The following is a 12650-nucleotide window of genomic DNA, read 5'->3' on the forward strand; positions in this document are numbered from 1 at the left end:
TCAGAACAGCTCCTCGGGTGCGCGGCGGGGTGACGGGATCAGGTCCCGGTCGGTCAGGTCCCGGTCGCCGGGGCACCGGCCGGTCAGGTCCCAGTCGCCGGGGCACCGGCCGGTCACGTCCCGGTCGGTGGGGCGGTGGTTGGTCGGGCACCGGTCGGTGGGGACCCGGTCGGCCGGGCCCCGGTCATCGGACAGGTCACCGGGCATCAGTCGTACACCCCTTCCACCGCCCACTTCCCGCCCGCGCGGATCAGCAGGAACGCCAGCTCTTCCCCGTTCGGGGCGGTGCCGAGGACCTGGAGCCGGGCGGCCCGCACGGCGTGCCCGTCGTCCCACCACCGCTCGTCCACGGGCCACGGACCCGCCCACGCCACGACCCGCCGCGACTGCCCGCCGTGCACGATCCGGTGCGGCCGGGCGACCAGCTCGGCGTACCCGGTGACCACGACGTCCCCGCCCGCCTCGTCCACCAGCGCCGCGGGTTCCGGCGACGCGAACACCGTCGCGGGCGACGGCGCGGGCAGCCGACCCGGCCACGGCTGCGCCGGGTCGGTGGCGGGTGTGCGCTCGTCGCCCCACGGCACCAGCCGGACGCGCTCCACCGGGCCCCGGCCGCCCTGCGGCACGGGCGTCACCACGGCGTCCGGGCCCAGCAGGCCCTGCACGTGGACCAGGGCGCGGGCGGCGCGTTCGGCGGCTTCGCCCCGGTCCTCGCCCGCGCCCGGCCACAGGGCCGGCTGCCGGGCACCCGCGACCACCACCTCCTCCGGGTCGAGCCGGAGGAGGCGGATGCCCGAGGTGAGGCGTTCCCGCGTGAGCCAGCCGTCGAGCTGCCACCGCACCCGGTCGGCGATGCCCTGCGGCGTCAAGGGGTCGGCGCACTGCCACACCCGCCGCAACCGCTCACCGTGCTCGGTGGTGGCCTCGATGCCCAGCCGGGTGCAGGCCAGGCCGTGGCGGACGAGGACCCGGTGCAGGCGTTCGGCCAGGGCCTTCGCGGCGAACGCGGCGGCGTCGACCCGGTCCACCGGCGGGTCCAGGTCCCCGGTCACGGACAGCTCCACCGGCGGCCTGCGGCGCACGCGGGGCCGTTCCACCACGCCCGAGGCCAGCCGGTGGGCCAGCACCGCCTGCCTGCCGAACCGGCTGGCCACGTCGCGCTCCGGGATGCCCGCGAACGCGCCGAGCGTGCGCAGGCCGAGCCGCCGCAGCAGGTCGACCAGCTCGGCGCGGTCCTCGCGGTGCTCGGCGGGCGGGTCGAGCTCGTGGATGCCGAGCGGCGCGAGGAAGTCGCCGGTGCAGCCGGGCGGGACGAGCCGGCCGCGCTGGGCGGCGAGGGTCGCGGCGAACAGGCCGTCGGCGAGGCCCACCTGCGCTTCCACGCCGGCCCGGACGGCGATGTGGTCGACGAGCCGTTCCGCCGCTCGTTCAGGTGATTTGTAGTACCCGATCGGGCCTTGGGCGGCGACCGTGACCAGGCCGGGGCGCACCACCTCGATGCCGGGCGCGAGTTCTTCGACGGCGGCGGCGACCGGCTCGAACAGGCGGGCGTCGCGGACCTCGTCGTGCTCGAAGACCGCCAGGTCGGGGCACTGGCCCTGGGCGGTGCGCTTGCGCTGGCCGCGCCGGACGCCCTCCGCGCGGGCCACGGCGGAGCAGGCGACGACCTCGTTGCCCCGGACCACGGCGGCGGGGACGTGCGGCGGCAGGGCGGCCTCCGCCGACGCGGCCACCACCGGCCAGTCGGGGCACCACACGGCGAGGGTGTACATCGCGGTCACCTCGTTCCTCGGGTCGGGTCGGGTCGAGCGCTGCACGGATCGAGCGCTGCACGGGCCGGGCGCTGCACGAATCGGGTGTCGCTCGGGCCGGCGGGCTGCACGGGCCAGGGGCACTCGGATCGGGCGCTGCCCGGTCGGGTGCCCTGCGGTGGGGGCCGACAGGTGCCGGGCACCGCGACGCGCGCACGCCGATCACCCCGCCACCGGGCGCAGGGCCGGGCGGGGCGGTTCGGGGCTCGTCGGACCGGGCAGCGGCAGGGTCGTGGTCCTCTCCCGCGCGGCGGCGCCCCGCCCACCGACGTGGACGGTCGCCGTGCGGGTGGTCAGCAGGCCGTGCCCCTCGCCCAGGCCGTGCCACGGGCCGAAGGAAGCGCGCAGTTCCACGTCCGCGCCCGGCCAGGACGACCCGAACGGCAGCAGGACGGACTTGCGGTGACGTGCGCGGGCGGAGAGCTTGCGCGCGGTCGCGGGTGTCACGGGGGTCGCCAGGGACACCAGGTCGAACCCGTCCAGCAGGGCCGCCACGGTGCGCTCGACCTCGCCCTGGTCCCTCCCCGGACGAGGGACCAGGGCGAGTCGCTGGACGGCCACCCCCAGCTCGGCCGCCGCGAGCGCCCCACACCCCGGCAGGCCGGCCACGACCGCCCAGCACCCTTCGGCCGTCGCCTGGGCCAACAGCGTGAGCAGCAACGATGTCGACCCGCGCACCGACACCGTGCTGCCCCGCCGCAGGCCGCCCCACGGGAGGACCTCCGCCAGTTCCCCGCGAACCGGCAGGACCCGAGCCGGTGCCTCGGTCGACTCGCCGGCCGCGCCTACCCCGAGCGCGACCAACGTCGCCGTTGCCGACCTGGACACCAACCCTCCTCCCACGAATCCGCACGCACCCCTGTGTGCGGACCGCCGTGGGAAGCCGGCGACCTGGACGTCGAACACCTGTTCGAACGACGGCACGATCCTATCGCCTTCCGGCCACCCGATGTCAATGGCCGCGTCCGGGGCCGCGATCGGGTGACTGGCACACTGCTCGGCGCAGCTTCCGCGACGCACGGGGGGAACCGTGAACGCTCCTCAGCACCAGCCTCCACAGCCCGGACAACCGGGCCCGCTCCCACCACCGGGTTACGGCGCACCAGGCGGACCGGGTGGACCCGGCGGACCCGGTTACGGCGCGCCGGGCGGCCAAGGCGGGTTCGGCCACGGCGCGCCGGGTTACGGCGGGCCGGGTTACGGCGGGCCGGGTGGACCGGCCGGGTACGGGCCGCAGCCGCCACGGAAGAAGCGGACCGGGTTGGTCGTCGGCTTGGCGGTGGGTGCCGTCGTGCTGATCGTCGGCGGCGTGTTCGGCAAGCTGTACCTGGACTACAGCGACGAACCCGGCGGCGGCCCCGGCGAGCAGCCCGTCGCCCAGTGCGAGCTGAGCGCCGAGCTGCGTGCCCAGGCCCGCGTCAGCAGCTTCCGGCTCATCCAGGCGCCGCACGAGAGCGCCAAGGGGCTCAAGCAGAGCCACTGCGCCTGGGAGCAGACCAAGGGCAAGGACGGCCGCGACCCGCGCACCCTGAGCTTCCTCGTCTACGACTTCAGCAAGTTCTCCGACAAGCAGGACCGCAACCTGGAGCAGGCCAAGAGCAACTACTCCGGCTTCACCGGCTACGCCGCCGGGCAGCAGGCCAAGCCCGTCCAGGGGGTGGGTGACGAGGCGATCATCGTCATCCCGTCGTCACCCGCCGACCTGACCGAGGTGAACCTGTTGGCCCGCAAGGGCGCGGTGGTGTGGAACATCCGCTACTCGGGGCGGGACAAGGGTTTCTTCAGCGATTCGGAGTTCCCGATCGAGGACGCCGAGGCCGTGGTGCGCAAGACCGCCGAGGAGCTGACCAAGCGCTGACGACCGGTCCGAGCGGGGCGCCCCTCGCCCGGTCCGGGAGCAGGGGAATCCCCCGGCGGGGTCGGTGGTGCTCGGGAATCGGTGGACCCCCGAGCACCCGCACGGGTGTCGGCGGTCTGCCGCTAGTGGGCGAAGTGCCGCGTGCCGGTCAGGTAGACGGTCGCGCCCGCCGCCTCGGCCGCCGCGATCACCTCCGCGTCCCGCACCGAACCGCCCGGCTGCACGACGGCCCGCACGCCCGCCTCCAGCAGCACCTGGAGCCCGTCCGGGAACGGGAAGAACGCGTCCGACGCCGCCACCGAGCCGCGCGCCCGGTCACCGGCCCGCGTCACCGCCAGCCGCGCCGCGTCGACCCGGTTGACCTGGCCCATGCCCGCGCCGACGGTCGCCCCGCCGGACGCCAGCAGGATCGCGTTCGACTTCACCGCGCGGCACGCGCGCCACGCGAACGCCAGGTCCGCCAGGCCCTCCTCGTCCAGCGCGGCGCCGCAGGCGAGCGTCCACTTGGTCGGGTCGTCGCCCTCGGCCTCGATGGTGTCCACGGTCTGCACCAGCAGCCCACCGGACACCGCCCGCGTCTCCGTGCCGCCGCGCACCGGCTCGTCGGCGACCAGGATGCGCACGTTCTTCTTGCGCGCCAGCACGTCCACCGCGCCATCGGCGTACGAGGGGGCGACGACCACCTCGGTGAAGACCTCCGCGACCTGCTCGGCCAGCTCCACGGTCACCTCGCGGTTGGCCGCGATCACCCCGCCGAACGCCGACACCGGGTCGCACGCGTGCGCCTTGCGGTGCGCGTCCGCGATCGCACCGGGACCCTCCACTGAGGACACCGCAATGCCGCACGGGTTGGCGTGCTTGATGATCGCGACGCACGGCAGCGAGTGGTCCCACGCCGCGCGCCACGCCGCGTCCGCGTCCACGAAGTTGTTGTAGGACATCTCCTTGCCGTGCAGCTGCCGCGCGGTCGCCAGGCCGGTCCGCCCGTCGCCCCGCGTGTACAGCGCGGCCTTCTGGTGCGGGTTCTCGCCGTACCGCAGCACCTGCTCGCGGTGCCACGTCGCGCCGAGCCAGCCGGGGAAGCCGGAGCCCTCGTCGTCGGGGCTGAGCACGCCGCCCATCCAGGACGCCACGGCCACGTCGTAGGACGCGGTGTGCCGGAACGCCGCCGCCGCCAGGGACTGCCGGTCCGCCGTCGTGAACCCGCCGTCGGCGACCTGCTCCAGCACCCACCCGTACCGCTCCGGGTCGACCACGACCGCGACGCTCGCGTGGTTCTTGGCCGCCGCGCGCACCATCGCCGGCCCGCCGATGTCGATCTGCTCGACGCACTCCTCCGGCGACGCGCCCGACGCCACGGTCCGGGCGAACGGGTACAGGTTCACCACCAGCAGGTCGAACGGGGCGATCTCCAGCTCGCGCAGCTTCGCCACGTGCTCCGGCCGCCGCGTGTCGGCGAGCAGGCCCGCGTGCACGCGCGGGTGCAGCGTCTTGACGCGCCCGTCGAGCACCTCCGGGAACCCGGTCACGGCCTCCACCGGCGTCACCGGCACGCCGGCGTCGGCGAGCGTCTTCGCCGTGCCGCCGGTGGACACGATCTCGACTCCGGCCGCGTGCAGGCCGGTGGCCAGTTCCAGCAGCCCCGACTTGTCGGACACCCCGATCAGGGCCCGACGAACCGGTCGCCTCTCGGCAGGAGTGGTCACGGGATGCTCACCTTTCGTCCGTTCACGGTGCAGCCCTCACGGGCCAGGCGGGCGACGACGTCGACGAGCAGCCGCCGCTCCACCACCTTGATGCGCTCGTGCAGGCTGTCGACGTCGTCACCGGCACCGACGACGACGGCTTCCTGGGCCAGGATCGGCCCGGTGTCCACGCCGCCGTCCACCAGGTGCACGGTGGCGCCGGTGACCTTGACGCCGTAGTCGACGGCGTCGCGGACGCCGTGCGCGCCGGGGAAGGCGGGCAGCAGCGCGGGGTGGGTGTTGACCATCCGGCCGCCGAAGCGGGCCAGGAAGGCGGAGCCGAGGATCTTCATGAACCCGGCGGAGACCACCAGGTCGGGCTCGTGCGCGGCGACGGCGTCGGCCAGCGCGGTGTCCCAGTCGTCCCGAGTGGCGTGGTCGCGCAGCTTCACGGTGAAGGTGCGCACGCCGGCGCGCTCGGCGCGGGCGAGACCTTCGATGCCGTCCCGGTCCGCTCCGACCGCCACCACCCGGACGGGGTAGCCGGGGTCGGTCGCGGCGTCCAGCAGGGCCTGCATCAGGGTTCCGGAACCGGAGACGAGGACGACGACCCGCGCGGGGTTCGGAAGCCGGAGTGTGGTCGCGGCGCTCAGCGTGCTCTCCTTGCTGGGGACTGTCACAGCAGCTCAGGAGCAGCCTAGGCGTTGCCTGGTCGGGCCCGTCGGTCAGGTCTGGTCACGGGCGGGGCGGGCGCCCCCGCCGGTGCCGCGATCGGGGTCGCGGTCGGAATCGGCGTCCGCGTCGAGGTCCGCGTCCGCGTCGGGATCGAGGTCCGCGTCGGGATCGAGGTCCGGGTCGAGGTCGGTGTCCGGGTCGACAGCGGCGTCCGCGTCCGGCTCGGGGTCGGCCGGGTCGTCGTCGGAGGATTCCTCTTCGAGTTCTTCGAGTTCCTCCTCGTACTCAAGGTCGTCCTCGTCTTCCTCGTAGTCCTCGTCCTCGTAGTCCTCCTCCTCGTCGTCGTAGTCGTCGTCGTCGTCGGAGTCGGGGTCGGGGTCGGCCTCGTCGTCCGGCAGGTCGTCGCCCTCCTGCTCCCCCGGTCCGTCCACGTCGGAACCGCCGGCACCGCCGGCGTCCGGGTCGTCGGCAGCGGGCTCGTCGGCGACGCCCTCGGCGGGCACGACCGGAGCCGGGCGGGGGCCCGCGAACCAGGCGACGATCGAGCCCGGCACGGCGATCCAGCCCACCGTCAGCACCGCCAGCAGGCCGGCGGGCACGGTCACCGGGTTGAACGCGCCGCTGCCCAGCGCCCCGCCCGCGACCGCCGCCAGCACGAGCCCGCCCACGCCCGCGGTCACCGCCGCCACCAGCACGGCCCGCACCCGCGCACGCGGCGTCTCGGCCGCGTCCCGCAGGGACACGCCCACCAGCACCCCGGTCGCGCCGGCCAGGATCAGCACCAGCGGCAGCACCGGGGTCTGCGCCTCGGGCAACGCGGCCAGCAGCGGCACGGCGGGCACCGGACCGCCGGTGAACTCCGTCGGGCTCACGGTCACCGCGCCGATCGAGAAGCCGGAGCCCACGACGTAGGACATCGCGCCGACCACGGCGTTGGGCAGGTACGCCAGGCAGAACAGCCAGATGCCCAGCCCCGTGCCGAGGGTCCCGCCCGCCTGGCGGAACAGGCCGCTGGTCACCGGCCACGACACCGCCAGGCCGAACGCCAGCAGCAGCGCGCCGACCGCCGCCAGCACGGCCAACGCCACCGCGCCCGCCCGCAGCCCGCGCCGGGCCACCGGGTCGACCCGCTCGAACACCACCTCGACCAGGCCGCACCGCTGCGCCACCCCGGCCACCGCCGCGACCCCGGACACCGCCGCGCAGCCGAAGAACGCCACCGCCGGCGTCGCCCGCACCACACCGCCGTCACCCAGCAGGAACGCCACCACCCCGCCGAACGCCGCGTGCGCGCCGGCGATGCTGAGCACCACGCCCCGCGCCTGCAACGGCTCGAACAGGCCGAGCCGGTCCGCCGCGCCCGCCGCCGCCCGCGACACCAGCAGCATCAGCAGGACGGTCGGCAGCAGCGGCAGGACGCCGAGCTGACCGCCGTCGAACCGCAGCGGCACGTGGTGCGCGACCAGCCACCCCGGCGCGGACGCCGTGAGGACGCCGGTGGTGGAGAACCGGGCGTGCGCGGCCGTGGACGAGACGAGCGCCAGCAGCGCCGCGACGGCCGCGTAGCTGACCACCACGGAACCGGCGGCCGTCATGGCGAGCACCCTGGCGCGTTCCGCGCGGGAGAACTCGGGCGGGCGCACGGAGTCCGTCACGGCGCCGTGCGAGGACGTTTGCAGCACCGGCATCTTTCCACTGTCTCAGGAGGGATCGGCCGTTCGGGTGAGGCACGCCGCGCACGCGAAGAGGGGTGGCACCGACGCTGCGGTACCACCCCTCCCACGACCGGGTCAGCTCTGCTGCTGGCCGCCGAACCCGCCGGGCGGCGTGCCCTGGCCGGGCTGGTTGAACTGGCCGGGCTGCGGCATGTACGAGGTGGGCTGCGGCGCGCCACCGGGCTGCTGGGGCTGCTGGGGCTGCTGCTGCTGGACCGGCGCGCCGAACTGGCCGGACGGCGGGCCGAACTGGCCGGGCTGCTGCTGGTGCTGACCGGTCTGCGGGAATCCACCGGACTGCGGGTTCCAGCCACCCGGCTGCCCGCCGTACGGGTTGGCCGGCTTGGGCTCGAACTTCACGACGCCGGAGTCGAGCAGCAGCGCGAGCACGATCGCGGCCGTCTCCAGCAGCGCGATGATCAGCACGACGATCTGCATGCCCTTGACGTCGGCTTCGCTCTTGATGATCGCCTGGAGGAACAGCAGCGTCGGCACCGCCGAGAGCACCACCGCGGCGGGCAGGAGCTTGAGCGCCTTCGGCAGCGCCGTCAGGCCGGCCAGGGCGGCGGCGGCGAGCAGGTACTCGATGGTGCCGAACGACGACACGTCGTCGGCGAAGGCCAGCAGGTAGGCGATGAGCCCCAGGCCGGCCGCGACGAGCGGGAGGATGAGGCTCAGGTTGACGCCCACCGCCGGCTGCTGCGCCGGACCCGGCTGCTGCTGAGGGGCGCCGTACGGCACGGACATGGCGAGGTCTCCTCCTCCACCGACGGACTACTAGCGACAACCGAACGCTAGCCGATGCGCACTCTCCGACGGCGACCGGACCTCCGTGGTTCCCCCGGATGTGCGCATTGACGGACGCACAACTGCGGGGAAGGCCACCTCCGGGTGGAGATGACCTTCCCCGATCAGGTGGCTGATCAGCCGATCGAGCCCATGATCTCCCGCATGAGCGCGGCGGTCTCGGACGGCGTCCTGCCGACCTTCACGCCCGCCGCCTCCAGGGCTTCCTTCTTGGCCTGGGCGGTGCCCGCCGAGCCGGACACGATCGCGCCCGCGTGGCCCATCGTCTTGCCCTCGGGCGCGGTGAAGCCCGCCACGTAGCCCACGACGGGCTTGGTGACGTGGTCCTTGATGTAGGCCGCGGCCCGCTCCTCGGCGTCGCCGCCGATCTCGCCGATCATCACGATCGCCGAGGTCTCCGGGTCGGCCTCGAACGCCTCCAGGGCGTCGATGTGCGTGGTGCCGATGATCGGGTCGCCGCCGATGCCGATGGCGGTCGAGAAGCCGAAGTCGCGCAGCTCGTACATCATCTGGTAGGTCAGCGTGCCCGACTTGGACACCAGGCCGATCTTGCCCGCGCCGGAGATGTTGGCCGGGATGATGCCCGCGTTGGACTGCCCGGGGCTGATCAGGCCGGGGCAGTTCGGGCCGATGATCCGGGTCTTGTTGCCGGTGGCCACGGCGTGCGCCCAGAACGCGGCGGTGTCGTGCACCGGGATGCCCTCGGTGATCACGACGGCCAGGCCGATGCCGGAGTCGATCGCCTCGATCACGGCCGCCTTGGCGTGGGCGGGCGGGACGAAGATCACGGTCACGTTCGCGCCGGTCGCCTCGATGGCCTCGGCCACGGTGCCGAACACCGGCAGCACGACCTCCTGCGGGGCGCCCGCACCCGAGCCGGCGTCGAGGGTCACCTTCTCCCCCGCCTTGCGCGGGTTCACGCCGCCGACGATGTTCGTGCCGGACGCCAGCATCCGCTTGGTGTGCTTGGTGCCCTCGGCGCCGGTCATGCCCTGGACGATGACCTTGCTGTCCTTGTTGATGAAGATAGCCATCGTCAGACCCCCGCAGCCGCGAGCTCGGCGGCCTTGTCGGCCGCGTTGTCCATCGTGTCAACCACGGTCACCAGCGGGTGGTTCGCCTCCGCGAGGATGCGGCGACCCTCCTCCACGTTGTTGCCGTCGAGGCGGACGACCAGTGGCTTGGTCGCCTCGTCGCCCAGGATGCCCAGCGCCGCGACGATGCCGTTGGCGACCGCGTCGCAGGCGGTGATGCCGCCGAACACGTTCACGAAGACGCTGCGCACGTCCGGGTCGTGCAGGATGATGTCCAGCCCGTTGGCCATCACCTCGGCGGACGCGCCGCCGCCGATGTCCAGGAAGTTCGCGGGCTTGACGCCCTGGTGCCGCTCGCCCGCGTAGGCGACGACGTCCAGCGTGGACATGACGAGCCCGGCGCCGTTGCCGATGATGCCGACCTGGCCGTCGAGCTTGACGTAGTTGAGGCCCTTGGCCTTGGCCTTCGCCTCCAGCGGGTCCTCGGCCTGCTTGTCGACGAGCGCCTCGTGGCCGGGGTGGCGGAAGGAGGCGTTCTCGTCCAGCGTGACCTTGCCGTCGAGGGCGACGATCCGGCCCTCGGGGTCGCGGACCAGCGGGTTGACCTCGACCAGGGTCGCGTCCTCGGCGACGAAGGTCTCCCACAGCTTCACGATCACGTCGGCGACCTGGTCTGCCACCTCGGCGGGGAACTTGGCGGCGGCCACGATCTCGTCGGCCTTGGCCCGGTCGACACCCCTGATCGCGTCCACGGGCACCTTGGCCAGCGCCTCGGGCTTGGTCGCGGCGACCTCTTCGATGTCCATGCCGCCCTCGACGGACGCCATCGCGAGGAAGGTGCGGTTGGCGCGGTCGAGGAGGAACGAGAAGTAGTACTCCTCGGCGATGTCGGACGCGGGCGTCACCAGCACGCGGTGGACGACGTGGCCCTTGATGTCCAGGCCGAGGATCGCCTCCGCCTTGACCTTGGTCTCGTCCGGGTCCTCGGCGAGCTTGACGCCACCCGCCTTGCCGCGGCCACCGGTCTTGACCTGGGCCTTGACGACGACGGTCCGGCCGAACCGCTCGGCGATGGCCTTGGCCTCGTCGGGGGTGCTCGCCACGTCGCCCGGCAGCACCGGGACATCGTGTGCGGCGAAGAGGTCCTTCGCCTGGTACTCGTACAGGTCCACTCGGGTCTCCTGCGACGTCGGTGTCGGACACCGCGTCCTTGTGCGGTCCTCGAAAGGTCCGGCGCTCCAGGCTGGGGCCTGGTGCCCACACGTACCAGGCATCACCTGGAACGCCGGCATAGCCGTGGGGGGACCGGCTCGACGCGGCTGCGCAGAACACTATCGACCTGCGCGGACCACTCCGCACCCCACACCCGTGAGGTCGGTCATAAAGGTGGTGAGGTCGATCACCACCCCGCGCGGCGCGGGCGTCACCCCGGTCGGGGAGCGGATCGGCGGTCGGCCCGGATCGCGGCCGCGACCAGCAGGAGCGCGGTCGTCGCGAGCGCGAGCCACAGGGCCGGCCCTGGTTCCGTCCCGGCCGCGCGGGACGCGGAGAACGGGTACTCCAGCGCGCGGGTCGCGGTGACGCAGGCCGCCCCGAGCAGCAGGGCCGCGCCCCTGCCCGGACGGGACACGAGGGAGAGCCCGACGGCGACCAGCACGGCCACGAGGGCGATCAGCAGGCCCCACGAGCCGACCCGCAGGCCGAACGCCGTGATCGGCACGTAGCCGGGCGCCGCCAGCACCGGCAGCGCGAACGCGCCGACCGCGACCAGCCCGGCCGTCAGCGCGGCGGCGAGCAGCGGCAGCGGCGGCGACGTCCGGTCCGCGCCCTCCTCGTCCCGCTCGACCGCGCCGGCCAGCGCGGCGGTGCTCGCCGCCGCGCCGGCGAGGAGCACGGCCAGCGCGGTGAACCACACGCCCGGACCCGGTCCGACCGACGGCACCTTGGCGGCGTTGAGCGCGGCGTCCAGCGCCTGCCCGGCGGCGAGCGGGACGGCCGCGAGCGCGACGGCGAACGCCGGGCGGGCCTTGGGCAGCAGCGCCGTCAGCGCCACGGCGACCGCCGCCGGCCAGAGCAGGCGGGCGGCGTAGTCGGTCGGCGGCGTCACGCCCGCCGGCACGTCGAGGTGTCGGGTGAGCGCGCCGAGCGCGGCGCACGCCCCGGTCGCGACGCCCAGGACCGCGGCGATCAGGTGCAGCCGGCGGCGGCCGGGCAGCGCGAGGTCGTGCCCGGCCCGGCCGGTGGCGGGCCACGCCAGGGCCACCGCCGCGCCCAGCACCAGGAACGGCCCCGGCGCGGCGTCGACCCGGTCCACGGCGACGGCGGTCGCGAGGCCGGGCGCGGCGAGCGCGACCAGGACGGCGGCGATGCCGAGCAGGCCGCCCCGGCGGGCGTCCGGGTCGCCCGAGCTGGCCGACAGCACCGCCAGGACGGGCGCGGCGAGCGCCACGAGCAACCCGCCGGCGAGCGCGGGCAGCGGGGCGTCCAGCGGCCCGCCGGCCGGGATGAACGCGTCGGAGGAACCGAACGGGGCCATGCACAGGCCGACCGCGCCGACGACACCCGCCGTCGCCGGGAGGCCGAACCGCTCGGACCGGCCGCCCTCCGGTTCGGTCCGGGCGGTGGCGGCGACGAGGCCCGCGGCGGCGGTGAGGACGTGGCCCGCGAGCAGCACCCACAGGCCGGCGGCCGGGCCCGGCGCGGTCAGCGCGGTCGGGAGGTACAGCTCGGGCCTGGCCGCGGTGAGCGGGTCCGCCAGGACCTGGAGGTCGACCAGGAACCGGCCCACCGCGAAGACGCCCGCGGGCACGAGCGCGGCGGCGGCCGTCGTCGTCGCGCGGCGGCTCAGGAAGAAGGCGGCCACGCCGACCGGGAGCAGGGCGAGGGCGGCGAGCAGCGGCCACGCGGTGTACGCGGGCGGCGCGCTGCCGTCGACCACCGGCAGCGCGGCCCCGACCGCGCCGCACAGCGCGCCCGCCGCCGCGAACCCGAACGCCGTGCGGAGCCTGCTCGACGCCGGGGGCGCCGCTTCAGCGGTGCGGATCACCGGCCCGACGCTAGCAAAC

Annotated in this window: 11 protein-coding genes; 1 reads left to right on the top strand and 10 read right to left on the bottom strand. The window is 74.7% G+C overall.

Going from position 1 to position 12650, the window contains the following annotated elements; translation table 11 throughout:
- The 3 genes from C8E97_RS31770 to C8E97_RS31780 form a co-directional block, all read right to left on the bottom strand.
- Nucleotides 1–207 (bottom strand): hypothetical protein, encoded by a 207-nt coding sequence (locus tag C8E97_RS31770; RefSeq protein WP_121009575.1) that lies wholly within the window; start codon nt 205–207, stop codon nt 1–3.
- Nucleotides 207–1772 (bottom strand): DNA polymerase Y family protein, encoded by a 1566-nt coding sequence (locus C8E97_RS31775; protein ID WP_121012822.1) that lies wholly within the window; start codon nt 1770–1772, stop codon nt 207–209. Before C8E97_RS31775 ends, C8E97_RS31770 begins: the two co-directional genes overlap by 1 nt.
- Before the next feature lie 201 nt (nt 1773–1973).
- Complete coding sequence (locus tag C8E97_RS31780) at nt 1974–2639, bottom strand: hypothetical protein (RefSeq protein ID WP_147455289.1); 666 nt, start codon at nt 2637–2639, stop codon at nt 1974–1976.
- A 445-nt stretch (nt 2640–3084) separates the two neighbouring features.
- Here C8E97_RS31780 and C8E97_RS35025 point away from each other — a divergent pair, with 445 nt between their 5' ends.
- Nucleotides 3085–3669: a hypothetical protein gene (locus C8E97_RS35025; RefSeq protein ID WP_211347171.1), complete on the top strand. Its 585-nt coding sequence runs from the start codon at nt 3085–3087 to the stop codon at nt 3667–3669.
- 122 nt (nt 3670–3791) lie between these two features.
- Here C8E97_RS35025 and purH read toward each other — a convergent pair whose 3' ends face one another.
- The 7 genes from purH to C8E97_RS31815 form a co-directional block, all read right to left on the bottom strand.
- On the bottom strand, nt 3792–5375 hold the full coding sequence (gene purH, locus C8E97_RS31790; protein ID WP_121009581.1) for a bifunctional phosphoribosylaminoimidazolecarboxamide formyltransferase/IMP cyclohydrolase: 1584 nt from the start codon (nt 5373–5375) through the stop codon (nt 3792–3794).
- A complete protein-coding gene (gene purN, locus C8E97_RS31795; protein WP_281275486.1) occupies nt 5372–6034 on the bottom strand; it encodes a phosphoribosylglycinamide formyltransferase in 663 nt (220 codons plus the stop codon). Before purN ends, purH begins: the two co-directional genes overlap by 4 nt.
- 45 nt (nt 6035–6079) lie before the next feature.
- Nucleotides 6080–7717 carry a cell division protein PerM gene (locus tag C8E97_RS35030; RefSeq protein ID WP_170212048.1) on the bottom strand — a complete coding sequence of 546 codons (1638 nt, stop codon included), beginning with the start codon at nt 7715–7717 and terminating at the stop codon, nt 6080–6082.
- 102 nt (nt 7718–7819) lie between these two features.
- Nucleotides 7820–8491 (bottom strand): DUF5336 domain-containing protein, encoded by a 672-nt coding sequence (locus C8E97_RS31800; RefSeq protein WP_121009584.1) that lies wholly within the window; start codon nt 8489–8491, stop codon nt 7820–7822.
- A 176-nt stretch (nt 8492–8667) separates the two neighbouring features.
- Complete coding sequence (gene sucD / locus C8E97_RS31805) at nt 8668–9585, bottom strand: succinate--CoA ligase subunit alpha (RefSeq protein ID WP_121009587.1); 918 nt, start codon at nt 9583–9585, stop codon at nt 8668–8670.
- Nucleotides 9586–9587: 2 nt separating this feature from the next.
- Complete coding sequence (sucC, locus tag C8E97_RS31810) at nt 9588–10757, bottom strand: ADP-forming succinate--CoA ligase subunit beta (protein ID WP_121009591.1); 1170 nt, start codon at nt 10755–10757, stop codon at nt 9588–9590.
- Nucleotides 10758–11008: 251 nt separating this feature from the next.
- Nucleotides 11009–12631, bottom strand: a complete 1623-nt coding sequence (locus C8E97_RS31815) for a hypothetical protein (protein ID WP_121009594.1) — start codon at nt 12629–12631, stop codon at nt 11009–11011.
- Nucleotides 12632–12650: the final 19 nt, after the last annotated feature.

Origin of the sequence: Saccharothrix australiensis, from assembly GCF_003634935.1 — a bacterium.
Taxonomy (GTDB): domain Bacteria; phylum Actinomycetota; class Actinomycetes; order Mycobacteriales; family Pseudonocardiaceae; genus Actinosynnema; species Actinosynnema australiense.